This is a genomic window from Streptomyces specialis (assembly GCF_001493375.1).
Taxonomy (GTDB): domain Bacteria; phylum Actinomycetota; class Actinomycetes; order Streptomycetales; family Streptomycetaceae; genus Streptomyces; species Streptomyces specialis.
Genome location: NZ_LN929757.1, coordinates 125,876 through 150,852, shown reverse-complemented (window position 1 = coordinate 150,852; position 24,977 = coordinate 125,876). Strand labels below are relative to the sequence as shown.

22 protein-coding genes are annotated in these 24,977 nt (G+C 72.9%); 7 read left to right on the top strand and 15 right to left on the bottom strand.

Features of this window, described 5'->3' with window-relative positions; all coding sequences use genetic code 11:
* Nucleotides 1-25: 25 nt before the first annotated feature.
* From BN2279_RS01940 to BN2279_RS01925, 4 genes are read right to left on the bottom strand one after another with little or no spacing between them, the layout of a single operon-like run.
* Nucleotides 26-811: a CDP-alcohol phosphatidyltransferase family protein gene (locus tag BN2279_RS01940; protein WP_079031738.1), complete on the bottom strand. Its 786-nt coding sequence runs from the start codon at nt 809-811 to the stop codon at nt 26-28.
* A complete protein-coding gene (locus BN2279_RS01935) occupies nt 789-1,850 on the bottom strand; it encodes an iron-containing alcohol dehydrogenase family protein (protein WP_059005932.1) in 1,062 nt (353 codons plus the stop codon). Before BN2279_RS01935 ends, BN2279_RS01940 begins: the two co-directional genes overlap by 23 nt.
* Nucleotides 1,838-2,587 (bottom strand): phosphocholine cytidylyltransferase family protein, encoded by a 750-nt coding sequence (locus BN2279_RS01930; protein WP_059005931.1) that lies wholly within the window; start codon nt 2,585-2,587, stop codon nt 1,838-1,840. The genes BN2279_RS01935 and BN2279_RS01930 overlap by 13 nt, the downstream gene beginning before the upstream one ends.
* Nucleotides 2,584-4,434 (bottom strand): DUF5941 domain-containing protein, encoded by a 1,851-nt coding sequence (locus tag BN2279_RS01925; RefSeq protein WP_079031737.1) that lies wholly within the window; start codon nt 4,432-4,434, stop codon nt 2,584-2,586. The genes BN2279_RS01930 and BN2279_RS01925 overlap by 4 nt, the downstream gene beginning before the upstream one ends.
* 220 nt (nt 4,435-4,654) lie before the next feature.
* Here BN2279_RS01925 and galE point away from each other — a divergent pair, with 220 nt between their 5' ends.
* From galE to idi, 3 genes are all read left to right on the top strand, one after another.
* Nucleotides 4,655-5,644, top strand: coding sequence for a UDP-glucose 4-epimerase GalE (gene galE, locus BN2279_RS01920; RefSeq protein WP_059005929.1), 990 nt, complete (start codon nt 4,655-4,657; stop codon nt 5,642-5,644).
* A 123-nt stretch (nt 5,645-5,767) separates the two neighbouring features.
* Nucleotides 5,768-6,709 (top strand): cation diffusion facilitator family transporter, encoded by a 942-nt coding sequence (locus tag BN2279_RS01915; RefSeq protein ID WP_059005928.1) that lies wholly within the window; start codon nt 5,768-5,770, stop codon nt 6,707-6,709.
* A gap of 99 nt (nt 6,710-6,808) precedes the next feature.
* Nucleotides 6,809-7,378 (top strand): isopentenyl-diphosphate Delta-isomerase, encoded by a 570-nt coding sequence (gene idi / locus BN2279_RS01910; protein WP_059006007.1) that lies wholly within the window; start codon nt 6,809-6,811, stop codon nt 7,376-7,378.
* 56 nt (nt 7,379-7,434) lie between these two features.
* Here idi and BN2279_RS01905 read toward each other — a convergent pair whose 3' ends face one another.
* Nucleotides 7,435-7,917 (bottom strand): ATP-binding protein, encoded by a 483-nt coding sequence (locus BN2279_RS01905; RefSeq protein WP_079031754.1) that lies wholly within the window; start codon nt 7,915-7,917, stop codon nt 7,435-7,437.
* Between the two features lie 500 nt (nt 7,918-8,417).
* On the opposite strand from BN2279_RS01905, the gene BN2279_RS01900 reads away from it, so the two are divergent.
* Nucleotides 8,418-10,184: an ABC transporter ATP-binding protein gene (locus BN2279_RS01900; RefSeq protein WP_059005927.1), complete on the top strand. Its 1,767-nt coding sequence runs from the start codon at nt 8,418-8,420 to the stop codon at nt 10,182-10,184.
* Nucleotides 10,185-10,238: 54 nt separating this feature from the next.
* Here BN2279_RS01900 and BN2279_RS01895 read toward each other — a convergent pair whose 3' ends face one another.
* From BN2279_RS01895 to BN2279_RS01885, 3 genes are all read right to left on the bottom strand, one after another.
* A complete protein-coding gene (locus tag BN2279_RS01895; protein ID WP_059005926.1) occupies nt 10,239-11,849 on the bottom strand; it encodes an ABC-F family ATP-binding cassette domain-containing protein in 1,611 nt (536 codons plus the stop codon).
* A gap of 282 nt (nt 11,850-12,131) precedes the next feature.
* On the bottom strand, nt 12,132-13,115 hold the full coding sequence (locus BN2279_RS01890) for an acyl-ACP desaturase (protein WP_059005925.1): 984 nt from the start codon (nt 13,113-13,115) through the stop codon (nt 12,132-12,134).
* 197 nt (nt 13,116-13,312) lie between these two features.
* Nucleotides 13,313-15,733, bottom strand: a complete 2,421-nt coding sequence (locus tag BN2279_RS01885) for a Tex family protein (protein ID WP_059006005.1) — start codon at nt 15,731-15,733, stop codon at nt 13,313-13,315.
* A 164-nt stretch (nt 15,734-15,897) separates the two neighbouring features.
* Between BN2279_RS01885 and BN2279_RS01880 the strand changes: the two genes are divergently transcribed.
* Nucleotides 15,898-16,572: a TetR/AcrR family transcriptional regulator gene (locus BN2279_RS01880; RefSeq protein WP_059005924.1), complete on the top strand. Its 675-nt coding sequence runs from the start codon at nt 15,898-15,900 to the stop codon at nt 16,570-16,572.
* Here BN2279_RS01880 and BN2279_RS01875 read toward each other — a convergent pair.
* A complete protein-coding gene (locus BN2279_RS01875) occupies nt 16,569-16,967 on the bottom strand; it encodes a winged helix-turn-helix transcriptional regulator (protein ID WP_059005923.1) in 399 nt (132 codons plus the stop codon). The genes BN2279_RS01880 and BN2279_RS01875 overlap by 4 nt on opposite strands.
* A 113-nt stretch (nt 16,968-17,080) precedes the next feature.
* Here BN2279_RS01875 and BN2279_RS01870 point away from each other — a divergent pair, with 113 nt between their 5' ends.
* Nucleotides 17,081-17,935: an NAD(P)H-binding protein gene (locus tag BN2279_RS01870; protein ID WP_059005922.1), complete on the top strand. Its 855-nt coding sequence runs from the start codon at nt 17,081-17,083 to the stop codon at nt 17,933-17,935.
* A 157-nt stretch (nt 17,936-18,092) separates the two neighbouring features.
* Nucleotides 18,093-18,515: an ATP-binding protein gene (locus BN2279_RS01865; protein ID WP_059005921.1), complete on the top strand. Its 423-nt coding sequence runs from the start codon at nt 18,093-18,095 to the stop codon at nt 18,513-18,515.
* Between the two features lie 64 nt (nt 18,516-18,579).
* Here the strand turns inward: BN2279_RS01865 and BN2279_RS01860 are convergent, their stop codons facing one another.
* The 6 genes from BN2279_RS01860 to BN2279_RS01835 form a co-directional block, all read right to left on the bottom strand.
* Nucleotides 18,580-20,778, bottom strand: a complete 2,199-nt coding sequence (locus BN2279_RS01860) for a 3-hydroxyacyl-CoA dehydrogenase NAD-binding domain-containing protein (protein ID WP_059005920.1) — start codon at nt 20,776-20,778, stop codon at nt 18,580-18,582.
* Between the two features lie 37 nt (nt 20,779-20,815).
* The gene (locus tag BN2279_RS01855; protein WP_059005919.1) at nt 20,816-22,027 is read right to left on the bottom strand and encodes an acetyl-CoA C-acetyltransferase; all 1,212 of its coding nucleotides are present in this window, start codon (nt 22,025-22,027) and stop codon (nt 20,816-20,818) included.
* Nucleotides 22,028-22,047: 20 nt separating this feature from the next.
* A complete protein-coding gene (locus BN2279_RS01850; protein WP_059005918.1) occupies nt 22,048-23,193 on the bottom strand; it encodes an acyl-CoA dehydrogenase family protein in 1,146 nt (381 codons plus the stop codon).
* A gap of 10 nt (nt 23,194-23,203) precedes the next feature.
* Nucleotides 23,204-24,334 carry a CaiB/BaiF CoA transferase family protein gene (locus BN2279_RS01845; protein WP_059005917.1) on the bottom strand — a complete coding sequence of 377 codons (1,131 nt, stop codon included), beginning with the start codon at nt 24,332-24,334 and terminating at the stop codon, nt 23,204-23,206.
* Between the two features lie 82 nt (nt 24,335-24,416).
* Nucleotides 24,417-24,611, bottom strand: coding sequence for a hypothetical protein (locus tag BN2279_RS01840; protein ID WP_104530904.1), 195 nt, complete (start codon nt 24,609-24,611; stop codon nt 24,417-24,419).
* A gap of 50 nt (nt 24,612-24,661) precedes the next feature.
* The gene (locus BN2279_RS01835; RefSeq protein ID WP_059005916.1) at nt 24,662-24,934 is read right to left on the bottom strand and encodes a hypothetical protein; all 273 of its coding nucleotides are present in this window, start codon (nt 24,932-24,934) and stop codon (nt 24,662-24,664) included.
* Nucleotides 24,935-24,977: the final 43 nt, after the last annotated feature.

Here is a 24,977-nt window from a genome sequence, read left to right as displayed (position 1 = left end):
TTGAGCCGTGACGACGTCACCGTGATCACCGCAGCCTGCTGGAGGCGAGGACGGAGACCAGATGCAGCAGGGTCTGCGTCACGGCGATCGCCGCCAGCAGCGCCACCCCGAGCCGGGTGAAGAACAGGTCGCCGCCGAACATGTCGAGCACCGCCAGCGCGAGGATCAGCAGGGACGCCTCGACACCGCCGACCAGCCGGTGGAACTTCAGCGCGGCGGCGGCCCGCCGCGCCAGCGCCAGCCCCTGCGAACGCGGTGTCGCCGCCTCCTCGCGCACCGCGGACAGCCCGCCGCGGGTCCGGGCGACGTCCACCAGATCGGTCTCGGCCTTGATCAGGATGGCGCCCAGCGCCGCCACCGTGCCGAGGAACGCCCACAGCCAGTTCGGCGCCGGCTCCTCGACGGCGAACACGTCGGCGGCCCGCAGCCCGAAACCGGCCAGCAGCGCGGCCTCGGCCAGGTAGTGGCCCACACGGTCCAGGTAGACCCCGGTGACGGAGGTCTGCCCACGCCAGCGGGCGACCTCGCCGTCCACGCAGTCCAGGAGCAGATAGAGCTGGATGAGCAGCGCCGCGAGCAGCGCCCCGGCGAGGCCGGGCACGAGCAGGACCGCGCCGGCCGCGATCCCGGCGACGACCATCAGGTACGTGAGCTGGTTCGGCGTGATCCGGGTCGCCACCAGATGCCGGGTCCAGCGCAGCGAGATCTCCCGCATGTACAGGCGCCCGGCCCAGTGCTCACCGCTGCGCCGGTCCTTCACCCCGGGCGGGTGAACGACCGGGCGGAGTTCAGCTACCGATGGTTTTGACATAGTCGGCGTACGCGTCCCGGATCTGGTCGTTGGTCAGGTCGAGGTGTTCGAGGATGGTGTACCGCCCGGGCCTGGTCTGCGGCGCGAAGGCGACGGCCGTGACGAACTCGTCGGCGGAGAAGCCGATGTCGTCGGGCAGCACGGGCAGCCCGTGCCGCCGCAGTGTCTCGGCGATCAGCCCGCAGTGGCCGGACTCCCCGCGCAGGTGCATGGCGAAGGCCGCGCCCAGCCCGACCTGTTCGCCGTGGAGCGCCGAGCGCCGCGGGTACAGCAGGTCCAGCGCGTGGGAGATCTCGTGGCAGGCGCCGGAGGACGGCCGGGTGTGCCCGGCGATCGACATGGCGATGCCGGAGAGCACCAGCGCCTCGGCGAGCACGGTGAGGAAGGGGTCGTCGCCGCAGCCGTCGGGGTGGCGCAGCACGGCCTCGCCCGCCTGCCGGGCCATCGCCGCGGCGAGGCCGTCGATCTGCTCGCCGGTCTCCCGGTGCGACAGCTCCCAGTCCGCGATGGCCGAGATGTTGGAGACGGCGTCCCCGATGCCGGAGCGGACGTACCGGACCGGCGCCTGGCGGATCACGTCGAGATCCACGACCAGCGCGATCGGCGTCGGCACACCGTAGGAGCCGCGCCCGGCGTCGTTGTCCAGGATCGACACCGGGGAGCAGATGCCGTCGTGCGAGAGGTTCGTCGCCACGGCGACCATCGGCAGGCCGACGCGCGCCGAGGCGTACTTGGCGGCGTCGATGATCTTGCCGCCGCCGAGGCCGACCACGGCGTCGTAGTGGCCGGCGCGCATGGCGTCGGCGAGCTGCACGGCCGCGTCGATGGTGCCGCCGCCCACCTCGTACCAGTCGGCACCGGGCAGCGCCGGGGTCAGCCGCTCGCGCAGCGCGGCGCCGGAGCCGTTGCTGATGGCGACGGCCAGCCGGCCGGAGGAGGAGATGCGCTGGTCGGCCAGGAGCCCCGCCAGGTTGTCCAGGGCCCCGGCGGTGATGTCGACCGAGACGGGGGACGGGATGAGGCGGGTCAGTACCGGCACGCGATCTCCCGTCCCCTGGCGAGGTCGTCGTGGTTGTCGATCTCGACCCAGCTCACGTCGCCGATGGGGGCGGTGTCGACACGGAAGCCGCGGTCGACCAGCTCCTGGTACCCGTCCTCGTAGTAGAGCTGGGGGTCGCGTTCGAATGTGACGCGCAGCGCGTCGGCCAGGTCCGCGGCGGCCTCGGGCTCGATGAGGGTGACGCCGATGTACTCACCGGTGGCCTCGGCCGGGTCCATCAGCTTGGTGATGCGCTGGACGCCCTTCTCGGGGTCGGCGACGACCTTCATCTCCTCGTCGGCCAGGTGCTTGACGGTGTCCAGCGCGAGGATGATCCTCCCGCTGCCGCGGGCGCCCAGCAGGGTCTTCTCGACGGAGACCGGGTGCACGGTGTCGCCGTTGGCCAGGATGACGCCCTCGGCGATGACGTCGCGGGCGCACCACAGGGAGTAGGCGTTGTTCCACTCCTCGGCCTTGTCGTTCTCGACGAGGGTGAGGCGGACGCCGTAGCGGCGCTCCAGCGCCTCCTTGCGTTCGTACACCGCTTCCTTGCGGTAGCCGACGACGATCGCGGCGTCCGTCAGGCCGACCTCGGCGAAGTTCGCCAGGGTCAGGTCGACGACCGTCCTGCTGTCCTCGCCGTCCGGGTCGATGACCGGGACCAGGGCCTTGGGCAGGGTGTCGGTGTAGGGGCGAAGACGCCGACCGGCGCCGGCGGCCAGGATGAGGCCGATCATGCGGGTTCTCCAGTTTCGTCGTGTACGGCGGGTGCTCGGGAGGAGATCCAGAAGCGGATGCTCTCCCCCAGCACCAGGGATGCCAGGGCCGCGCCGAGGACCGCGAGCGCGAGGGTGAGGCCCTGCCCGGTCGCCCAGAGGGCGGCGGCGGTGGTGACCGCCAGGGCGCGGCCCTCGTGACCGCCGGCGGCCAGGACCAGCCGGCGGGGGGGCGCCCCGGCGCCGCCGCGGAGGCGGTACACCGTGTCGTAATGATGGTAGGCGCAAGCGGCCACCAGAAAGAACGCCGAGGGCAACGCTCCGTTCACCTCGCTGCGGGCGGCGACGAGCAGAACGGCCAGGTATTCGCCGCAGCGGAACAGCGGCGGGAGCCCCCAGTCGAACGGGCGCTCCAGGGGGGCGGCGACGGCGCGCCCGGCGCAGAGGGCGTAACCGGCCGCCGCCGCGACCCCGTACCAGCCGCCGTCGCCCGCGGTGGCCAGGAGCACGCCGATCAGGGCCGCGGTGCCGGTCAGGGCCCACAGCGGCGCGGTGGCACGGCCGCCGGCCGGGCGCGGGCGCGCCCGGGCCACGGCGTCCGCGAGGGGCCCGCTGTCGGCGAGTCCGGCGAGCGCGGTGGCGGCCCGGGGGCCGCTGGAGCGCAGGCGCCGTGAGCGCAGCAGGCGTCCGGCGGTGGTGTAGCAGGCGGCGAAGCCGCCGGCGGCCAGCAGCACGGTGAACGTGACGCGCGGCGTGGTGAACGCGGTGAGCACGGCGATCAGGGCCCAGCGTTCCCCGATGGGCAGCACGATCACACGGCGCAGCCACACGGTCCAGCCGATCCGGTCCAGCCGGCCGGAGAGGGCGGTGGCGCCCGGTGAGGCCGCGCCCGGCGCGGGCGGGTGGGCCTCGTTGAAGGCGAAGTCCACGATGTGGCGGGTGGTCTGGAGGACCATCGCGCCCAGGGCCAGGGCCCAGACGTCGTCGCCGCCGCGGGCCGCGCCGAGGGCGAGCCCGGCGTAGTAGGCGTACTCCTTGGCGCGGTCGAACGTGGCGTCGAGCCAGGCGCCGAGGGTGGAGTACCGCAGGGCGTAGCGGGCGAGCTGGCCGTCGGCGCAGTCGAGGACGAAGGAGGCGAGCAGCAGCAGGCCCGCCGCGGCGAACCCGGCGCGGGTGCCGGTGGCGGCGCAGCCCGCCGCGATCAGGGCCGTGATCAGCGAGGCGGTGGTGACCTGGTTGGGGGTCAGGCCCCGGCGGGCGCACCAGCGCGCGAGGTAGCGGGACCAGGGGCTGATGGCGTGGGTGGTGAGGAACCCGTCGCGGGACTTGACGGCGGCGCGCAGCCGTACGTCCTCGTCGTCCACGGCGGCGACGGCCCCGGTGGCGCGCTCGCGGTCGGCGGTGGTGGCGGGGACGGCGGCCACCAGCGGGCCGAGGTCGGGGCGGTGCACGGGGGTGCCGGCCGTTTCGAGGCGCGCGGCGATCCGGTCGGGCAGGCAGCCGGTCACGGTCGGTGCGGCGACCGGGTGTCCGGCCGGCGCGGGGTCGCCGTACGCGGCGGGTGCGGCGGCGGCGAGTCCGGCCAGGGCGGCGGCGAGCGCGGCGCGTCCGGCGGGCTGGACGGCGACGGCGCCGGGGACGGCCGAGGCGGGGAAGCGGGGGTCGGTGAGGCCGAGCCGCAGGCTGTGGCGGTGGCCGACGAAGCGGGGATCGACGACGGCGACCCGTTCACCGGCCGGGACGTCCGCCAGCGTGGCCGCCGGTCCGGCGTTCTCGTCGGCCACCCGGACGGCGAATCCCAGGCCGCGCAGATCGTCCGCGAGAGGCGACCCGGGTGGGGGCGGACCGGTGAGGATGGCGGTCGACAGGGTGATTCACTCCTCGGGGCAGAACCGTCTCTGCGGCTGAACGTCGGCAGAGATTATCCGATGACCACCCCATGGAAATAACGGCGTTGACATCAGGAAACCCGGAGTTCATGTCGGTGGCGCAGCCCCGGGGTCGGCCACCCTAGCGGAAGCGACCCACTGCGATCGAACCGTTACGATAAGCAACACCCGTGTCCGAGGGAGCGGTTAGGCTGCCGCCATGAGCTGGCTGATCACCGGTGGTGCCGGGTACATAGGGGCGCACGTCGTGCGGGCGATGGGGACCGCGGGCGAGCGGGTGGTGGTGCTGGACGACCTGTCCAGCGGAATCGCGGCGCGGCTGGACCCGGACGTCCCGCTGGTGACCGGCTCGGTGCTGGACCGGGCGCTGCTGGACCGGACGCTGGCGGAGCACGGCGTCACGGGGGTCGTGCACCTGGCCGCCAAGAAGCAGGTCGCGGAGTCGGTGGCGGAGCCCCTCACCTATTACCGGGAGAACGTGCACGGACTGACCACGCTGCTGGAGGCGGTGGCCGCCGCCCGGGTGCGGCGCTTCGTGTTCTCCTCCTCCGCCGCCGTCTACGGCATGCCGGACACCGACACGGTGACCGAGCGGACACCGTGCCTCCCCATGAATCCCTACGGGGAGACCAAGCTGGCCGGCGAGTGGCTGGTCCGGGCGGCCGGACGGGCGCACGGCGTGGCGACGGTCTGCCTGCGGTACTTCAACGTGGCGGGCGCGGCCTCCCCCCGCCTGGCGGACACCGGCGCCGCGAACATCATCCCGATGTTCTTCGAGCGGATCTCGCTCGGCGAGGCGCCCGTGATCTTCGGCGACGACTACCCGACGCCCGACGGCACCTGCGTGCGGGACTACGTGCACGTGGCCGATCTCGCCGAGGCCCACCTCGCGGCGGCCCGGCATCTGGCGGGGCGTCCGGCCCCGGCGCCCGGCGAGGGTGACGACCTGACGCTCAACATCGGCACCGGCACCGGGGCGTCGGTCCGCGAGGTGGCCGCGCTGGTCGCGGAGGTCACCGGGGTGCGGGAGCCGGCCGCGAAGGTCGCCGGGCGCCGGCCGGGCGACCCGGCGCGGGTCGTCGCCTCCGCGGCGCTGGCCCGGGACCGGCTGGGCTTCACGGCCCGCCGGGACCTGCGCGAGATGGTGACCTCGGCCTGGGCCGGCTGGCGGCACCAGGCCGACCGGTAGCCTGCCGGGAGCGGCGAACGCCCAGGTCAGAGCACATGACAACGGTGTTCAGTGCCGCGTTGTCGGATACCCCCCTCCCGTAGTTGACTGGGGGGGAGTGCCGACCAAGGAGGCAGGGATTCGATGGGTGCCGGACATCACCACCACGGGGCGCCACCGGCCGGGCACGGCACGGCGGGCGCCGCGCACCGGGGGCGGCTGCGGACGGCGCTGGCGCTCGCCGTCGTCCTGCTGGCCGCCGAGATCGCGGGCGCGGCGGCCACCGGCTCGCTCGCCCTGCTCGCCGACGCCGGCCATGTCGCGACGGACGCCCTGGGCATCGGCATGGCGCTGGCCGCCATCCATGTGGCGAACCGGCCAGGACCGGCGGGCGACCGCCGGACGTTCGGCTACGCCCGGCTGGAGATCCTCGCCGCCCTGGCGAACTGCCTGCTCCTGCTCGGGGTCGGTGGCTACATCCTGGTCGAGGCGATCGACCGGCTCCGCGACCCGGCGGAGGTGCCGGGCGGGCAGACGGTGCTGTTCGGCCTGCTCGGCCTGGTCCTCAACGGGGTCTCGCTGGCGCTGCTGATGCGCGGGCAGCGCGAGAGTCTCAATGTGCGCGGCGCGTTCCTCGAAGTCGCCGCCGACACCCTCGGCTCGCTCGCGGTGGTGGCGTCCGCCCTGGTCATCGTCGTGACGGGCTGGCAGGGCGCCGACCCGGCGGCCTCGCTGCTGATCGCACTGCTGATCGTGCCCCGGACGGTGAAGCTGGCGCGCGAGGCACTGGACGTGCTGCTGGAGGCGGCGCCGAAGAACGTGCGGATCGCGGAGGTCAGGGAGCACATCCTCGGCCTGCCCGGCGTGGAGGACCTGCACGACCTGCACGTGTGGACCATCACCTCGGGGATGCCGGTGCTGTCGGCGCACGTGGTGGTGGACCGGGAGGAGCTGGACGCGCGGGGGCACGAGCGGATGCTCCACAGTCTCCAGGGATGCCTCGGGTCGCACTTCGCGGTCGCGCACTGCACGTTCCAGCTCGAACCGTCCGGCCACGCGGCGCACGAACCGGGTCTGTGCGACTGACGAAGGCCCGTGCCGGTGGGGCACACTGGTCGCGAGCCTGAAATCAGGGGCCGGAAGCCAGAACTACCCGAGAGCCGGAAGAGCCAGAAAAGGGTGGACATGTCTCACGGTACGGCCGTCTCGGCGGACCCGATCATGCTGGAACTGGTGGACGAGGACGGCCGGACGATCGGCACGGCGGAGAAGCTCTCCGCGCATCAGGCCCCGGGGCGGCTGCACCGGGCGTTCTCGGTCTTCCTCTTCGACACGGCGGGACGGCTGCTGCTCCAGCGCCGCGCCCTCGGCAAGTACCACTCCCCCGGCGTGTGGTCGAACACCTGCTGCGGCCATCCGTATCCGGGCGAGGCGCCGTTCCTGGCCGCCGCCCGGCGGACGGCCGAGGAGCTGGGGGTGGCGCCCGCGCTGCTGCGGGAGGCCGGCACGGTCCGGTACAACCACCCCGATCCCGCCTCGGGGCTGGTCGAGCAGGAGTACAACCATCTCTTCGCCGGGCTGGTGCGCACCTCGCCCCGGCCGGACCCGGCGGAGGTGGCCGACACCGCCTTCGTCACCCCGGCCGAGCTGGCCGCGCTGCGGGACCGGGGAACGTTCTCCGCGTGGTTCCCCACGGTGCTGGACGCGGCCCGGCCCGCCATCAGGGAGACGACGGGGGCCGCCGCCGGGTGGTGACGGGCCCGCCGCGCGGCCGGGGCCAGAGCCGGGTCAGAGCCGGGGTCAGAGCCAGGTCAGAGCCGGTCGAAGGGCAGGGTCGCCCAGACCGCCTTGCCGCCCGACGCGGTCCGTTCCACGCCGCAGTCGCCGCCCGCGTCCAGGGCGATGGCCTTCACCAGCAGCAGTCCGCGCCCGCCGGGCCGCTGCTCCTCGGGGTGCGGGTGCAGCGCCTTGGGGCGGTACGGGTGGCCGTCCTCGACCGCGAGCCGCAGCGAGCGGCCGTCCATGACCACCTCCACCACGATCTCGGGGGTGAGCAGGGCGGCGTGCCGGACGGCGTTGGTGACGAGTTCGGAGACGATCAGCAGGGCGTCCTGGAGCCGGGCCCCGGACACCGGGGCGCCCTGTCCGACGACCAGATCGCGTACGGCGTGGCGCAGGCCGGGCACGGCCGCGTCCACCGGCGCGGCGGTGAGCCGCCAGGCCGACGCGTCCTCGATGCCCCCGGCACTCTCGGCTTCCTCAACACGGTCTTCCCGCAACGTACTCGCTCGCATGTTCATGGGCGTCCGACCCCACTCTTCCTCGCTCGCCCGGTCATCCACTCGTCCGAGTGTCGGCATGGGCTACGGCGTCGCGACCTGGAGAGCGCAACTCAGCACATATAAGGCGTACCCCGATCAACTTGCTTCATATCAGTCGGTTTTCCGACCGGCCTCCGGCGGGCGGTTCGGGTCCACTCCGTCACCCGACCGGGCGAGGCGCACCGTTGCGAACGCGCGGCGGCCCGCCGCCCTGGCGTAAGCGCCGGATCGCACCGCGCCTCTGGGGCGCGAATATACGGAAGTTGAGAAATCGGATCGCCGCGAGGGCCCACCTGGGCCGATCCGGTCGCCGCGACGCCATACATGGCTACTATCACCATGTATATGAATTACCCCGAACCAGAGGGAAAAGGGCAGAGCCTCCTTACTCTCGACATTTCGGAGAGTGTTCGAGTGACTTCGGGGGCAAGGTCATCCCGACCCGATCCCCTGCACGTTGGAGTGCTCCTGCCATGGCTCTTCCGCAAGGTCCCCTGGAGCATCGCTACCAGGGGGAACACCCGGTGCGGACCCTCGCCTACCTCTTCCGGGACGACCGCTGGAGACTTCTCGTCTCCGTCCTGGCGTTCATCGTCAAGCACAGCCCCGTGTGGCTGCTCCCCCTCGTCACCGCGAACATCATCGACATCGTCGTCGAGCAGCGTCCGATCTCGGAGCTGGGCGCCAACACCCTGATGCTGCTCGTCGTCCTGATGCTGAACTATCCGACCCACCTGCTGTACGTGCGCTGCATGCACGGCAGCGTCCGCCGCGTCGGCACCGCGCTGCGTTCGGCGCTGTGCCGCCGGATGCAGGAGCTGTCGATCGGCTATCACGCCCGGGTCAGCGCCAGCGCCCTGCAGACCAAGGTGATCCGCGACGTGGAGAACATCGAGGTCTCCGCCCAGCAGAGCGCGGACACCGGGCTGGCCGCGGTCATCACGCTCGTCGGCGGCCTCGCCGTCATCGCGGTCCGCGTCCCGGCCGCCCTGCCCGCGTTCGTCCTGGTGGTGCCCGCCGCCTCGTTCCTCGTCCGCCGCCTGCGCGGCCGGCTGCGCAGACACAACGAGCACTTCCGCCGCCAGGTCGAGCAACTGTCGACGCGCGTGGGCGAGATGACGACGCTGATCCCGGTCACCCGCGCCCACGGCCTGGAGCGCACCGCCCTGGGCCGGGTGGACGGGTCGCTGCGTCAGGTGCTCACCGCGGGCATACGGCTGGACCTGCTCAACGGGCACTTCGGCGCGCTGGCGTGGATCCTGCTCAACGCCATCGGCATCGGCTTCCTGGCCGGCGCGGCGCTGTTCTCGTACTACGCGTGGCTGCCCATCAGCCCCGGCGACGTGGTGATGCTCAGCACCTTCTTCACCACCCTCACCGGCTCCATGACCATGCTGATGGGCCTGACCCCGATCATCAGCAAGGGACTCGAATCGGTCCGCTCCGCGGGCGAGGTGCTCCAGGCCCCCGACCTGGAGGTCAACGCGGGCAAGGCCGAGATCCGGTCCGTGCAGGGCCGGATCGACTTCGAGTCGGTCACCTACCGGTACGACGGCGAGGGCGCCGCCGCCGTCACCGACTTCAGCCTCTCCGTGCCGCCCGGCGAGACCGTCGCCCTGGTCGGCGCCTCGGGCGCCGGCAAGTCCACCATCCTCAACCTCCTGATCGGCTTCATCCGCCCCGTCAGCGGCCGGATCCTGCTGGACGGCACCGACATGAGCACGCTCGACCTGCGCAGCTACCGCCGCTTCCTGTCGGTGGTGCCGCAGGAGTCGGTGCTGTTCGAGGGGAGCATCCGGGAGAACGTGGGCTACGGCATGGGGGACGTGGACCTCCAGATGGTGCGGGACGCCCTGCGGGACGCCAACGCCCTGGAGTTCGTCGACCGGCTCCCCAACGGCCTGGACACCGTCGTCGGCGAGCGCGGCGCCCGGCTCTCCGGCGGCCAGCGCCAGCGCATCGCCATCGCCCGCGCGCTGATCCGCGACCCCCGCGTCCTGATCCTGGACGAGGCGACCTCGGCCCTGGACACCCGCTCCGAGGCGTTGGTGCAGGAGGCCATGGACCGCCTGATGCGCGGACGCACCGTCTTCGTGGTCGCCCACCGGCTGTCCACCGTGCGCGGCGCCGACCGCATCGTGGTGCTGGACCAGGGCCGGATCTGTGAGATCGGCAGCCACGAGGAACTGGTCGAGCGCGGCGGGGCGTACGCCCGCCTCCAGGGGACGCAGATGACCTGAGCCGCGCCGCCGCAGCGCGGGGCGCCCACGGGTCCGTGGGCGCCCCGCGGCGTGTCACAGCGGTCCGGACTCGGCCAGCTCGCCGTCCAGTGTCAGCCACCGGGTGATGCCGAGCCCGCGCAAAAACGGCAGGTCGTGGCTGGCGACCACGAGCGCCCCCCGGTAGGCCGCCAGGGCCGAGGTCAGCCGCCGGACGCTGGCCAGGTCCAGATTGTTCGTCGGCTCGTCCAGCAGCAGGAGCTGGGGAGCCGGCTCGGCCAGCATGAGGGCGGCCAGCGACGCGCGGAACCGCTCCCCGCCCGACAGGGTGCCCACCGCCTGGTCGGGCCGCTCCTTGCGGAACAGGAAGCGGGCCAACTGGGCGCGCACGGTCTGCGGGGAGGAGTCCGGGGCCAGCCGCCGCACGTTGTCCAGCACGCTCAGCGACTCGTCCAGGATGTCCAGCCGCTGCGGCAGGTACCGCAGCGGGACGTGGACGGTGACCTCCCCGGAGAGGGGTGCCGACCGGCCCGCGACCACGTTCAGCAGCGTCGTCTTGCCCGCGCCGTTGGGGCCCACCAGGGCGATCCGCTCCGGTCCCAGCACCTCCAGGGTGGCCCGGGCGCCGCCGCGGATCTCCGCCGCGCGGAGGCTGAGCACCCGGCGGCGCTGCGGCACGAGCGTGTGCGGCAGGTCCACGCGGATCTCGTCGTCCTCCCTGACCGCGCCCTCGGCCTCCGTCAGCCGCTCCCTGGCCCGGACGAGCCGGTCCTCGTGCAGCAGGCGGTGCTTGCCCGCCGACTCCTGGGCGGCGCGTTTGCGGCCGTTCATCACGATGCGCGGCTCGCGCTTGGTCTCGTACGCCTTCTTCGCCATCCGCTGCCGGCCGGCGAGCTTGTCGTGCGCCTCGATCAACTCCCGCTTCTGGCGCCGCACATCGGCCTCGGCCACGCGGACCATCCGCTCGGCGGCCTCCTGTTCGACGGCGAGGGCCTCCTCGTAGGCCGAGAGGGTGCCGCCGAACCAGCGCACCTCCCCCGCCCGGAGGTCGGCGATCTGGTCGACGCGCTCCAGCAGTTCGCGGTCGTGGCTGACCACGACCAGCAGGCCCTGCCAGGCGGAGACGGCCGCGTACAGCCGCTCGCGGGCGCGCAGGTCGAGGTTGTTGGTCGGCTCGTCCAGCAGCAGCACGTCCGGCCGGCGCAGCAGCAGCGCGGCCAGCCGCAGCAGCACCGTCTCGCCGCCCGAGACCTGGCCGACGGTCCGGTCCAGGCCGACCGCCTCCAGGCCGAGCTGGTCGAGGACGGCACGGGTGCGTTCCTCGATGTCCCAGTCGTCGCCGACCTCGGCGAAGTGCGCCTCGTCCGGGTCGCCCGCCTCGATGGCGTGCAGCGCGGCGCGGATCCGGTCCACGCCCAGGACCTGATCGACGCGCCGGCCGGTGTCGAGGGTCAGGTTCTGCGGCAGGTACCCGATCTCCCCGGCGACGCGGACCGTGCCGGAGGCGGGGGTCAGCTCCCCCGCGATCAGCTTCAGCAGGGTCGACTTGCCCGTGCCGTTGAGGCCGATCAGCCCGGTGCGGCCGGGGCCGACGGCGAGGTCGAGGCCGTCGAAGACGGGGGTGCCGTCCGGCCAGGAGAAGGCCAGACGGTCACAGGTGATGGATGTGGTGGGAGAAGCGGCCATGCGGCCCTCCGGTCTGCGCGTGACGGATCAGGGCGACACGTGCGGACACCGGGCCGGGCCGGGAAGGCGGCCGTTCACTCCGAGGTCGTCCGTGTGCCACGGCCGGGTGCGGAGTCCGACTGGACTCGAAACGCACCGCCGGGTGGGCTCACGGTGTCCGCGACCTCAGATGAACAACGGCCTCTCCCGACATCGACTACAGGACCGGGATCGAGGGTAGGGCGGCACTCCCGCCGGGGCAACCGGATTTCCTCGTCCGGAAGGTCCGGGCCCCGGCGGGGGCTACTTCGCGGCGTTCTGCTCCGCGCGGGCGGCGGCGCGGGCGCGGCGGGCCGCGAGGCGCTCGTCGAAGACACGGGCCTCGCTGTCCAGCCCCTCCATGAACATGCCGAGCTCCTCCTGGGCCTTGAGGCCCTCGGGGCCCAGGCCCTCCATCTCCAGGGTCCGCAGGAAGCGCAGGACCGGCTGGATGACGTCGTCATGGTGGATGCGCATGTTGTAGATCCCGCCGATCGCCATGCGCGCGGCGGCCCGCTCGAAACCGGGCATCCCGTGGCCCGGCATGCGGAAGCCGATGACGACGTCGCGGACGGCCTTCATCGTCTGGTCGGGCGCCAGCTCGAACGCGGCCCGCAGCAGGTTGCGGTAGAAGACCATGTGCAGGTTCTCGTCGGTGGCGATCCGCGCGAGCATACGGTCGCACACCGGATCTCCCGACTCACGCCCCGTGTTCCGGTGCGATATACGGGTGGCCAGCTCCTGGAAGGCGACATAGGCCACGGAGTGCAGCATCGAGTGCGCGTTGTCGGACTCGAAGCCCTCCGACATGTGCGCCATGCGGAAGTTCTCCAACTGCACCGGGTCCACGGCGCGCGTGGTCAGCAGGTAGTCCCGCATGACGATGCCGTGCCGGCCCTCCTCGGCGGTCCAGCGGTGCACCCAGGTGCCCCAGGCGCCGTCGCGGCCGAAAATGCTGGCGATCTCGTGGTGGTAGCTGGGGAGGTTGTCCTCCGTCAGCAGGTTGACGACCAGGGCGATCCTGCCGACGTCGGAGACCTTCGACTGCTCCGGCGCCCACGGCTCGCCGCCCAGCGGTCCGTCGAAGTTCCGTCCCTCGCTCCATGGCACGTACTCGTGCGGCATCCAGTCCTTCGCGGCCTTCAGGTGCCGGTTGAGCTCTCGCTCGACAACCTCTTCCAAGGCGTAGATCAGGCGCGCGTCGGTCCACTCCTCCTGCTTGGAGACGGAGGCGGGGCTGAAGGTCACGAGTTCTCCTGGCGTCGGCGGACAGTTCTACCTACGAGTCCGTAGGTTACGGCACCGTAAGTTGTTACCCATCGGTCTGGCAAGAAGCGCAGGCCGGAAGGGCGGCACCGACAGCCGGAACCGGTGCGGTTCCGGCCGCCGGCGGGGCCGAAGTCACGGCGGCTCACCGCGATTTCAGCATGCTTAACCGCGATATGTCACTTTTTGCCGCGCCGTTTGTCGACAAGTCCCGCCCGGCGGAGGGCATCGGCCATCGCGCTGTTGACGGGCGCGGCGTCGCCCCGCCGGGGCGCGCCCCGGCCCGCGTTCTCCTCGCGCCGCCCGCCGCGCCGGACACGCTGCCTGGGCGCACCGCCCCCGGCGCCACCGCCCCGGCCGGGGCGCTCCTTGCGGGCCCGCGACCGCCCGCCGCCGGCGGCCGGCTCGTCGTCCAGCCGCAGCGTCAGGGAGATCCGCTTGCGCGGCACGTCGACGTCCAGGACCCGCACCGTGACGATGTCCCCCGGCTTGACCACCTCACGCGGATCGGAGACGAACCGCTTCGACATCGCCGAGACGTGGACCAGACCGTCCTGGTGGACACCGACGTCCACGAAGGCGCCGAAGGCCGCGACGTTGGACACGACACCCTCCAGCACCATGCCGGGCGTCAGGTCGCCGATCTTCTCCACCCCGTCCAGGAAACGGGCCGTGCGGAACGCCGGGCGCGGGTCGCGGCCCGGCTTCTCCAGCTCCCGCAGGATGTCCGTGACGGTCGGCAGGCCGAACGTGTCGTCCACGAAGTCGGCGGGCGACAGGGCGCGCAGGGCGGTGGCGTTCCCGATGAGCGAGGGGACGTCGGCGCCCGAGGAGCGCGCGATGCGCCGCACCACCGGGTAGGCCTCGGGGTGCACGGCCGAGGCGTCCAGCGGGTCGTCGCCGCCGCGGATGCGCAGGAAGCCCGCGCACTGCTCGAACGCCTTGGGGCCCAGCCGCGGCACCTGCTTGAGCGCGGTGCGGGCGCGGAACGGGCCGTGGGCGTCGCGGTGGGCCACGATGTTCTCCGCGAGGGTGCCGCCGATGCCGGAGACGCGGGCCAGCAGCGGCGCGGAGGCGGTGTTCACGTCCACGCCGACGCCGTTGACGCAGTCCTCGACCACGGCGTCCAGGGAGCGCGAGAGCTTCACCTCGGACAGGTCGTGCTGGTACTGCCCGACGCCGATGGACTTCGGGTCGATCTTCACCAGCTCGGCCAGCGGGTCCTGGAGCCTGCGGGCGATGGAGACGGCGCCGCGCAGCGAGACGTCGAGCCCGGGCAGCTCCTGGGAGGCGAAGGCGGACGCCGAGTACACGGAGGCGCCGGCCTCGGAGACGACCATCCTGGTCAGCTTCAGCTCGGGCAGCTTCTCGACCAGCTCGCCGGCCAGCTTGTCGGTCTCGCGGGAGGCCGTGCCGTTGCCGATGGCGATCAGCTCCACGCCGTGCTCGGCGGCGAGGCCGGCGAGCGTCGCCAGTGCCTCGTCCCAGCGCCGCTGGGGGGCGTGCGGGTAGACGGTGGCGGTGGCGGCGACCTTGCCGGTGGCGTCCACGACGGCGACCTTCACACCGGTCCGCAGCCCCGGGTCCAGGCCCATGGTCGGCCGGGTGCCGGCCGGAGCGGCGAGCAGCAGGTCCCGGAGGTTCGCGGCGAAGACGCGGACCGCCTCGTCCTCGGCCGCCGTCCGCAGCCGGGTCCGCAGGTCGATCCCCAGATGCGTCAGCAGCCGGGTGCGCCAGGCCCAGCGGACCGTCTCGGCGAGCCACGCGTCGCCGGGCCGGCCCCGGTTCTCGATCCCGAAGCGGCGGGCGACGACGCGTTCGAACGAGGAGGGCCCGGCCGGGGCGGACTCGTCGGCGGGCTCCTCCGGCTCCAGCGTCAGGTCGAGGATCTCCTCCTTCTCGCCCCGCAGCATCGCCAGGACCCGGTGCGAGGGCAGCTCGGTGAACGGCTCGGCGAAGTCGAAGTAGTCCGCGAACTTGGCGCCCGCCGTCTCCTTGCCCTCCCGCACCCGGGACACCAGGCGGCCCCGGGTCCACATCCGCTCGCGCAGCTCGCCCAGCAGGTCGGCGTCCTCGCCGAACCGCTCGGTGAGGATGGCGCGGGCGCCCGCCAGGGCGGCGTCGGCGTCGGGCACGCCCCTGGCCTCGTCCACGAACGCCTCGGCGGCGGCCCGCGGGGCGACCGACGGGTCGGCGAGCAGGCCGTCGGCCAGCGGCTCCAGGCCCGCCTCGCGGGCGATCTGCGCCTTGGTGCGCCGCTTCGGCTTGTACGGCAGGTAGATGTCCTCCAGGCGGGCCTTGGTGTCGGCCTCGCGCAGGGTGGCCTCCAGGGCGTCGTCCAGCTTGCCCTGGGCGCGGATGGACTCCAGGATCGCCTCGCGCCGCTCCTCGAGCTCGCGCAGGTACCGCAGCCGCTCCTCCAGGGCGCGCAACTGCCCGTCGTCCAGGGTGCCGGTGACTTCCTTGCGGTAGCGGGCGATGAACGGGACGGTGGCGCCGCCGTCGAGGAGGCCGACGGCCGCCCGCACCTGCCCCTCCCTGACGCCCAGCTCCTCGGCGATCCTGCTCTCGATGGACCGGCCTGCGACGGACTGTGTCACGATCAACGCTCCGCTTTCCCGGCGCCCTCTGCGCCGCGCTGTGCATTCTGGCACCGAAGGCCGGCGGCGGCGCCGTCAGGCGCGCGCGGGCGGCGGGGCGGTCCGATCCGGCGGACCGCGTCAACTCGGGGCCGTGCCGGGCGCCCGCGCCCTACGATGCGTGCATGGAGGGCGACGGGAAGCCGCCGGGGCCGCGGGAGCTCAGAAAGCGGCGCACGCACGAGGAGTTGCTCCGCGCCGGCCTGGAGCTGTTCGCGCGGCGGGGATACGGCGCGACGACGGTCGCCGAGATCGTCCAGCACGCGGCGGTGTCGGAGCGCACCTTCTTCCGGTACTTCGCGAGCAAAGAAGAGCTGGTCCTGTACCCGGTGCGGGAGGCGAGCGATCTGCTGCTGGCGGAGGTGATCCGGCGCCCGCCCGGTGAGGCCCCGCTGGAGACGCTGCGGCGCGCGTTCGTGAGCCTGCCCGCCCTGATGCCCGCGGGCCATCCGGAGCGCTATCTGGTGGCGATGCGGGTGCTGTGCTCGGTGCCGGAGGCGCGGGTGGTGCTGCTGCGGTTCGCCGCCGAGGACCAGTACCGCCTGGCGCGGGCGCTGGCCGGGCGCGGGGGGGTGGAGGCCGGCGACCGGCGGCCGGTGCTGCTGGCCGGGGCGTTCGTCATGTCGGCGATCCACGCGGCGCTGGACTGGGAGCGGCGCCGGGACGGGACCTTGGGGGGTCTCATGGCGGGGGTGGAGTCGAGCCTGTCGCTGCTGCCCTCGGCCGTGCTCGGCGGCTGGCTGGCGGACACCGCCGACGGCCAGGAACGGCGGGGTCCGGCCGGTCCTGGGCGGGGCTAACGGGCGTCGGCCCGGCGGGACTTGCGCCGGTCGTACCGCTCCTGGCCGGCGAGCACCTCGGGCAGCCGCTGCTCGACCCAGCGGGCCAGGCCCCAGACCTGGCGGGCGGCGTCGGTGCCGAGCGGGGTGAGCGAGTACTCCACGTGCGGGGGGATCACCGGGCGGGCCTCGCGGTGGACGAAGCCGTCGCGCTCCAGCGTCTGGAGGGTCTGGGCGAGCATTTTCTCGCTGATGCCGCCGATGGCGCGGCGCAGCTCGCTGAACCGCCGGCTGGGGCGGTCGTCGTCAAGGAGCAGCGCGAGGACCAGCACGCCCCAGCGGCTGGTGACGTGCTCCAGGATCGCGCGGGACGGGCAGCCCGCGGCGTTCACATCGGGCTCGAAGCTCACGCTCATACCAGTACCTTACTTCAAAGTGGGTACTTACGCAGGGTGAGTGTGCTGCTTACGCTGGTCCCGCCCGGTCGAACAGGGCGCATCGCACGAAGCAGCAGAGGGAGACCTGTCGCATGTTTGTCGTCACCGGAGCCACCGGACACCTGGGCCGGCTCGTGCTGGACGCCCTGCTGGAGACCGTCCCGGCGGACCGGATCGCGGCCGTCGCCCGGGACGGGCGCAAGGCCGCCCCCCTGGCCGCCCGGGGCGTGGAGGTCCGCGTCGCGGACTACGACCGGCCGGAGACGCTCGGCGGCGTCTTCGGAGCCGGGGACCGCGTGCTGCTGATCTCCGGCAGCGAGGTCGGGCGGCGGGGCCCGCAGCACGCCGCCGTGGTGGACGCCGCCGCCGCGGCCGGGGTCGCGCTGCTGGCGTACACGAGCGTTCTCGGCGGCCCGGACGCCGACTTCTCGCTCGCGGACGAACACCGGGCCACCGAGCGGATGATCCTGGAGTCCGGCCTGCCGTACGTGTTCCTGCGCAACGGCTGGTACCACGAGAACTACACCGGGCACCTCGCCCCGGTCCTGGAGCACGGCGCGGTGCTGGGCGCCGCGGGCGACGGCCGGGTGGCCTCGGCGGCCCGCGCGGACTACGCCGCCGCCGCGGCGGCCGTGCTGACCGGCACGGGTCACGAGGGCCGGGCGTACGAGCTGAGCGGCGACACGGCGTGGAGCCTGCCGGAGTACGCCGCCGAGGTCGCCCGGCAGTCCGGGCGCGAGATCGTCTACGCCGACGTGCCGCCGGAGCGGTACGCGGCCGTGCTGGCCTCGGCGGGTCTGGGCGCGGCGCACGTGGCGGCGCTGGTGGACGCCGAGGACGCGGTCAGGCGCGGCCGGCTGGCCCGGACGACGGGCGATCTGGCCCGGCTGATCGGCCGACCGACCACCCCGCTCGCCGACGCGGTCGCGGTGGCCCTGAAAGGGTGACGCGATCACCGAGAAGACTCCTGCGCCACCCCTTCGAGTGATATGAACGGCACATGTGCAGGCGAATTCCTTGCGGACTGCCGGGAGTTAAGGGCAGGGTGCGAGAAGTAACCCAGTGCACTCACCCCATGACATCCCGTGCAGCCACGGAGGGACCATGACGCTCACCAGCCAGGACTCCGCCACCCAGCGCCTTTCCTACAGTTGGCTCCTCACCGCCCGCAGGGAGGATCTGGCGCATTTCCGCCGTCTGGCGTCCCTGGCGATGCGGGAGTGGCGGCAGGCCCCCGACGTGACGGAGGTCGTTCTGCACGGCGTCACCGAGCTGCTGTCCAACGTCGCCCGTCATGTGCCCGACCCGAACTGCACGCTGGAGCTGTCGCTCGTGGGCGGCACCGTCCAGGTCACCGTGCACGACCGCTCCACGGCGCTGCCGGAGATCACGCTGCCGGACTGGACGGCCGAGGAGGGCCGGGGGCTGTGGCTGCTGCGGGAGATGGCCGACGGGCTGGGGTTCGCGCTCACGGACGAGGGCAAGCGGGTGTGGGTGCGGGTGAGCGGGGAGCGCGCCGCCTACTGAGGCGGCGGCCCCCGGGGCGTGGGCGGGGCGGCGCCGGGCGCGGGATGCCCGGCGCCGCCGCCTGTCAGGCGCCGGTCTCCGCGTCGGCGAACCGCTCGCCGCGCTCGGCCTTCTCCAGCAGGAGCGCCGAGGGGGCGAACCGGTCGCCGTAGCGAGCCTGGAACTCCTTGGCGCGGGCCACGAAGCCGGCCGGGCCGCCGGGGTAGCCGTTGATGTACTGGAGGACGCCGCCGGTCCAGGCGGGGAAGCCGATGCCGAAGATGGAGCCGATGTTTGCGTCGGCGACCGTGGTCAGCACCCCTTCCTCCAGGCAGCGCACGGAGTCGATCGCCTCGACGAACAGCATCCGTTCCTGGAGCTCCTCGAACGGGATCCCGGGCGCCTGCCCGGTGCCGAAGTGCTCGCGCAGGCCCGGCCACAGTCCGGCCCGCTTGCCGTCGACGTAGTCGTAGAAACCTCCGCCGCCGGCCCGTCCGGTGCGGCCGAACTCCTCGACCAGCCGGTCGATGACCGCCTCCGCCGGGTGCTCCGGCCAGACGCCGCCCGCCTCCTCGATCGCGCGCCGGGTCTCCAGGCGGATCTTGCGCGGCAGGGTGAGCGTCAGCTCGTCCATGAGGGAGAGCACCTTGGCCGGGTATCCGGCCTGGCCGGCGGCCTGTTCGACGGTCGCCGGGTCCACGCCCTCGGCGATCATGGCGACGCCCTCGTTCATGAAGGTGCCGATGACGCGCGAGGTGAAGAAGCCGCGGGAGTCGTTGACCACGATCGGCGTCTTGCTGATCTGCCGCACCAGGTCGAACGCGCGGGCCAGCGCCTCGTCGCCGGTCCGCTCGCCCTTGATGATCTCCACCAGCGGCATCTTGTCGACCGGCGAGAAGAAGTGCAGGCCGATGAAGTCCGCCTGCCGCCGCACCCCTTCGGCGAGCAGCGTGATGGGCAGCGTGGAGGTGTTGGAGCACAGCAGCGCGTCCGGCGCCACGACGCCCTCGATCTCCTGGAACACCTTGTGCTTGAGCGCCGGGTCCTCGAAGACGGCTTCGATGACGACGTCGCAGCCCGCCAGGTCCTGGGGGTCGCCGGTCGGCGTGATGCGCGCCAGCAGCGCGTCCCGCTTCTCCGGCGTGGTGCGGCCCCGGGACAGGGCCTTGTCCAGCAGGCCCGTCGAGTACGCCTTGCCTTTCTCGGCGGCCTCGGTCGACACGTCCTTGAGGACCACGTCGAACCCGGCCTTGGCGCAGGTGTAGGCGATGCCGGCGCCCATCATCCCGGCGCCCAGCACGGCGATCCTCGTCGCCCTGCGCTCCTCGATGCCCTTGGGCCTGCTGGCGCCGGAGTTGACGGCCTGGAGGTCGAAGAAGAACGCCTGGGTCATGTTCTTCGACGTCTGGCCGGTCACCAGCTCGGTGAAGTACCGGCCCTCGATGATCTGCGCGGTCTCGAAGTCGACCTGGGAGCCCTCGACGGCGGCGGCCATGATGTTCCGCGGCGCCGGGTAGGGCGCGCCGTTGAGCTGCTTGCGCAGGTTGGACGGGAACGCCGGGAGGTTGGCGGCGAACTTGGGGTTGCTGGGGGTGCCGCCGGGGATGCGGTAGCCCTTGACGTCCCACGGCTGCCGCGCGTCCGGGTTGGCGTCGATGAAGGCGCGGGCCTTGGCGAGCATCTCGTCGCGGTCGGCGGCGAGTTCGTGGACGAGGCCGGCCTCCAGGGCGCGGGCGGGGGCGTACTGGCGGCCCTCCAGCAGCACCTTCAGCAGGGCGTCGGTGATGCCCATCAGCCGCACGGTGCGGGTGACGCCGCCGCCGCCCGGCAGGAGGCCGAGGGTGACCTCGGGCAGGCCGATCTTGGAGCCCGGCGCGTCCAGGGCGACGCGGTGGTGGCAGGCGAGCGCGATCTCGTAGCCACCGCCGAGCGCGGCGCCGTTGATCGCGGCGACGACCGGCTTGCCGAGCGTCTCCAGCTTGCGCAGCGCGCGCTTGATGCGCATGCCGCCCTCGAAGACGGACTCGGCGTGCTCGGGGCGCGCGGAGATGAGGTCGCGCAGGTCGCCGCCGGCGAAGAAGGTCTTCTTGGCGGAGGTGACGATGACGCCGCGCACGGACTCGGCCTCGTCCGCCAGGCGGTCGACGACCGCGGTGAGGGACGCGATGAACGCGGCGTTCATGGTGTTGGCGGACTGGTCGGGGTCGTCCAGGGTGAGCGTGACGATGTCGTCGGCGTCCCGGTCCCAGCGGATCGTCCCGGACTGTGGCGTGGACTCAGGCATGGTGTCGTTCTTCTCCAGGGGTCCAGGGGTGGGCGCGTCAGACGCGTTCGATGACGGTGGCGATGCCCATGCCGCCGCCGACGCAGAGGGTGGCCAGGCCGTAGCGCAGGTCGCGCCGTTCCAGCTCGTCGACGAGGGTGCCGAGGATCATCGCGCCGGTGGCGCCCAGGGGGTGGCCCAGGGCGATGGCGCCGCCGTTGACGTTGACCTTGGCCAGGTCCAGGCCCATGTCCCGGACGAAGCGGAGCACGACGGCGGCGAACGCCTCGTTGATCTCGACCAGGTCGATGTCGTCGATCGTCAGCCCGGCCTTGGCCAGCGCCTTGCGGGTGGCCGGGGCGGGGCCGGTGAGCATGATGGTGGGCTCGGAGCCGGTGACGGCGGCCGAGACGATCCGGGCGCGCGGGGTGAGCCCGAAACGCTCGCCGACCTCCTTGCTGCCGAGCGCGACGAGCGCCGAACCGTCCACGATGCCCGAGGAGTTGCCCGCGTGGTGGACGTGGTCGATCTTCTCCACCCAGTGGTACTTCTGGAGCGCGACCGCGTCGAAGCCGCCCAGGTCGCCGATGTCGGCGAAGGAGGGCTTCAGCTTGGCCAGGCTGTCGGCGGTGGTGCCGGGGCGCATGTGCTCGTCATGGTCGAGGACGGTCAGGCCGGCCCGGTCGGTGACGGGGACGACGGACCGCTCGAAGCGGCCTTCCTTCCACGCGGTCGCGGCGCGCTCCTGGGAGAGCGCGGCGTACTCGTCGACGTCGCGGCGGCTGAAGCCCTCGATGGTGGCGATGAGGTCGGCGCCGATGCCCTGCGGCACGAAGCGCGTCTCGTAGCTGGTCATGGGGTCCATGGCCCAGGCGCCGCCGTCGGAGCCCATCGGCACGCGGGACATCGACTCCACGCCGCCCGCCAGGACGAAGTCGTCCCAGCCGGCGCGGATCTTGGCCGCCGCCATGTTGACGGCCTCCAGGCCGGAGGCACAGAAGCGGTTCTCCTGGACACCGGCCACGGAGTCGGGCAGGCCGGCGGCGATGGCGGCGATCTTGGCGATGTCGGAGCCCTGGTCGCCGTGCGGGCTGACCACGCCGAGCACGACGTCGTCGATGGCGGCCGGGTCCAGCTCGGGCAGCCTGCGGCGCAGCTCGCGGATGAGGCCGGTCACCAGATCGATGGGCTTGGTGCCGTGGAGGGCGCCGCCGGGCTTGCCGCGCCCGCGCGGGGTGCGGATCGCGTCGTACACATAGGCTTCAGTCACGCTGGGTCTCCTTGCGTTCCTCAGTCGGCGAGGAGCGACCGGCCGATGATCTCTTTCATGATCTCGGTCGTGCCGCCGTAGATGGTCAGGATCCGCCCGTCGGTGAAGGCACGGGCGATGGGATATTCGGACATGTACCCGTAGCCGCCGTGGAGTTGGAGACAGCGGTCGGTGACGCGCTTCTGCAGCTCGGTGGCCCACCACTTGGCCATGGACGCGTGGACGGCGTCGAGTTTCCCCTCCGCCAGCTCGGTCAGGCAGCGGTCGACGAAGGTGCGGGTGACGGCGCACTCGGTGGCCATCTCCGCGATCTCGAAGCGGATGTGCTGGAACTTGGAGAGGGGCCGGCCGAACGCCTCGCGCTGCTTGACGTAGTCGGTGGTGATGGCCAGCAGGTGCTCGGCGATGGCGATGGCGCCGGACGCGATGGTCATCCGCTCCTGCGGGAGGTGCGTGACCAGGTGGATGAAGCCGCCGTCCAGCTCGCCGAGCAGGTTCTCCTTCGGGACGCGGACGTCGGTGAAGGACAGCTCGGCGGTGTCCTGGGCCTTCTGGCCGATCTTGTCGAGGTTGCGCCCGCGCTCGAAGCCGGGCATGCCGCGCTCGACGACCAGCAGGCTCAGCCCCTTCGCCCCGCCCTCGGCGGTGGTGCGGGCCACCACGACCACCAGGTCGGCGAGGATGCCGTTGGAGATGAACGTCTTGGAGCCGTTGAGCAGCCAGTGGTCGCCCTGGTCGGTGGCGGTCGTGCGGATGCCCTGGAGGTCGGAGCCCGCGCCCGGCTCGGTCATGGCGATCGCCGTGATCAGCTCGCCCGAGCAGAACCCCGGCAGCCAGCGCCGCTTCTGCTCGTCGGTGGCCAGGTTCGTCAGGTAGGGGCCGATGATGTCGTTGTGCAGCGGGATCGCGAAGCCGCTGGCGCCCGCGCGGGCGAACTCCTCGCCCAGTACGGCGCTGTAGCGGAAGTCGTCCACCCCGCCGCCGCCGTACTCCTCGGGCACGGCCAGGCCGAGCAGCCCCTGCCGGCCGGCGGCCAGCCACGCCGCGCGGGAGACGATGCCGTCGCGCTCCCACTGCTCGTGGTGCGGGATGACCTCCTTGGCGAGGAAGGTGCGCACGGTCTCCCGGAACGCCTCGTGTTCGGCGGTGTACAACTGACGCTTCATCGCATCGTCCTTACGGGGTGGTGAACGGGGGCAGTCCCCAGTCACGGGCTATCGCGTCCGCGTCGGCGCCGGGGATCGCCGGGCCGCGGCGGATGGTGGCGGGTGTCTCCGAGAAACGGGGAGCGGGCGCGGGCTGCACGGCGCCGCCGTGCTCGGTGAACGTGCCCCGCGCGGTGAGGTGCGGGTCCTCGGCGGCCTCGCGCAGCGACAGCACGGGCGCCACGCACGCGTCGGTGCCGGTGAAGACCGCGGCCCACTCGTCGCGGGTGCGGGCCTTGAACCGGGCGGCGATCAGCTCCCGCAGCTCGGGCCAGCGGGCGAAGTCGTTCTGCCCGGGGGCGTCGGGGCCCCGGTCCAGCAGCTCGGCGAACTCTGCGTAGAACCGGGGCTCCAGCGCGCCGACCGCCATCCAGCCGCCGTCGGCCGTCTCGTACACGGCGTAGTAGGGGGCGCCGCCGTCCAGCAGATTGGCGCCGCGCCGGTCCTGCCAGACGCCCGCGTCGAGCATGCCCCAGATCATGGCGCCCAGGTGGGCGGTGCCGTCCACGATCGCCGCGTCCACGACCTGCCCGCGCCCGGCGGCGCGGGCGTGGTGGAGAGCGGCCAGCACGCCGACGACGAGGTAGAGGGAGCCGCCGGCGTAGTCGCCCAGCAGATTGGCGGGGATCGCGGGCGGTCCGTCGCTCCGGCCGATCATGCCGAGGGCTCCGGCGGTGGCGATGTACCCGATGTCGTGTCCGGCGCTGTCGGCCAGCGGGCCGTCCTGTCCCCAGCCGGTCATGCGCCCGTAGACCAGGCGCGGGTTGCGCGCCAGGCAGTCGGCCGGGCCGACGCCGAGCCGCTCGGTGACGCCGGGCCGGAACCCCTCGATCAGCACGTCGGCCCGGGCGGCCAGCTCCAGGACGCGCGCGGCGCCCTCAGCGGACTTGAGGTCGAGGACGACCGACCGCTTGTTCCGGTTGGTGACGTCCCGCGCCGGGTCGAGCCCGAGCGCGGCGGTGCCGGGACGGTCCACCCGGACGACGTCGGCGCCGAGGTCCGCCAGCAGCATCGCGGCGAACGGGCCGGGTCCGATCCCGGCCAGCTCCACGACGCGCACGCCGGTCAGCGGGCCTTCGCCCTGCGTTGTCACTGTTGTCATGGGACCCCCAGGCGCGCCGCGGCCATTGCGGTGACTTCGGGGCGATTCTAAGAACGTGTTTCACTTTTTGGCAAGGGTTGCCTCAGAGGCTGACCACCCGGACCACCGTGACGGTCAACACGGAGCCGCCCACGTAGTAGCGGATGATCACGCCCTCCACGGTGGCGTCCCTGCGGTCGCGCTCGCCGTTCACCGCGCTCGACCCATGTCCGTACGGATCGAGCGCGACCGTGGCCGCGAGGGCGGCGTCGAAGCGCGTCCGGCCGGCCGCGTCCATGGCCTCGTGGGCCTTCTCCGCCACGGGGTCGTAGACGAGGCGGTAACGGATCACGCGTCTCCGTCCGCGCCGGGCGCCCGGTCGCGGTCCCGCCGGGCCAGCTCGTCGAGGTCGTGCCGCATCTGCGGGTCGTACTGCTCCAGCAGCTCCATCACCCAGCGGCGGACCACGGCGTGGATGTCGAAGACGCTGGCGTTCTCGATGGACTCGTTGAACGCCTCACGCCGGTCCGCCGGGAGCGCCGCCCGGATGTCGCGGACCGTCGAGGGGAGCGTGATCTCCCGGCCGTCGCCCCCGATGGTGCGCAGTGGTCTCGCCTCCACGGCGGCCTCCTCCCAGCCGTTCCGCCTCCGGGCCGGATCACCG

Coding starts and splice junctions, on each gene's coding strand:
- BN2279_RS01940 (WP_079031738.1), bottom strand. CDS start 811: ATGTCAAAACCATCGGTAGCTGAACTCCGCCCGGTCGTTCACCCGCCC.
- BN2279_RS01930 (WP_059005931.1), bottom strand. CDS start 2,587: ATGATCGGCCTCATCCTGGCCGCCGGCGCCGGTCGGCGTCTTCGCCCC.
- galE (WP_059005929.1), top strand. CDS start 4,655: ATGAGCTGGCTGATCACCGGTGGTGCCGGGTACATAGGGGCGCACGTC.
- BN2279_RS01915 (WP_059005928.1), top strand. CDS start 5,768: ATGGGTGCCGGACATCACCACCACGGGGCGCCACCGGCCGGGCACGGC.
- idi (WP_059006007.1), top strand. CDS start 6,809: ATGTCTCACGGTACGGCCGTCTCGGCGGACCCGATCATGCTGGAACTG.
- BN2279_RS01905 (WP_079031754.1), bottom strand. CDS start 7,917: ATGCGAGCGAGTACGTTGCGGGAAGACCGTGTTGAGGAAGCCGAGAGT.
- BN2279_RS01900 (WP_059005927.1), top strand. CDS start 8,418: ATGGCTCTTCCGCAAGGTCCCCTGGAGCATCGCTACCAGGGGGAACAC.
- BN2279_RS01895 (WP_059005926.1), bottom strand. CDS start 11,849: ATGGCCGCTTCTCCCACCACATCCATCACCTGTGACCGTCTGGCCTTC.
- BN2279_RS01880 (WP_059005924.1), top strand. CDS start 15,898: ATGGAGGGCGACGGGAAGCCGCCGGGGCCGCGGGAGCTCAGAAAGCGG.
- BN2279_RS01875 (WP_059005923.1), bottom strand. CDS start 16,967: ATGAGCGTGAGCTTCGAGCCCGATGTGAACGCCGCGGGCTGCCCGTCC.
- BN2279_RS01870 (WP_059005922.1), top strand. CDS start 17,081: ATGTTTGTCGTCACCGGAGCCACCGGACACCTGGGCCGGCTCGTGCTG.
- BN2279_RS01865 (WP_059005921.1), top strand. CDS start 18,093: ATGACGCTCACCAGCCAGGACTCCGCCACCCAGCGCCTTTCCTACAGT.
- BN2279_RS01860 (WP_059005920.1), bottom strand. CDS start 20,778: ATGCCTGAGTCCACGCCACAGTCCGGGACGATCCGCTGGGACCGGGAC.
- BN2279_RS01850 (WP_059005918.1), bottom strand. CDS start 23,193: ATGAAGCGTCAGTTGTACACCGCCGAACACGAGGCGTTCCGGGAGACC.
- BN2279_RS01845 (WP_059005917.1), bottom strand. CDS start 24,334: ATGACAACAGTGACAACGCAGGGCGAAGGCCCGCTGACCGGCGTGCGC.
- BN2279_RS01840 (WP_104530904.1), bottom strand. CDS start 24,611: ATGGACGCGGCCGGCCGGACGCGCTTCGACGCCGCCCTCGCGGCCACG.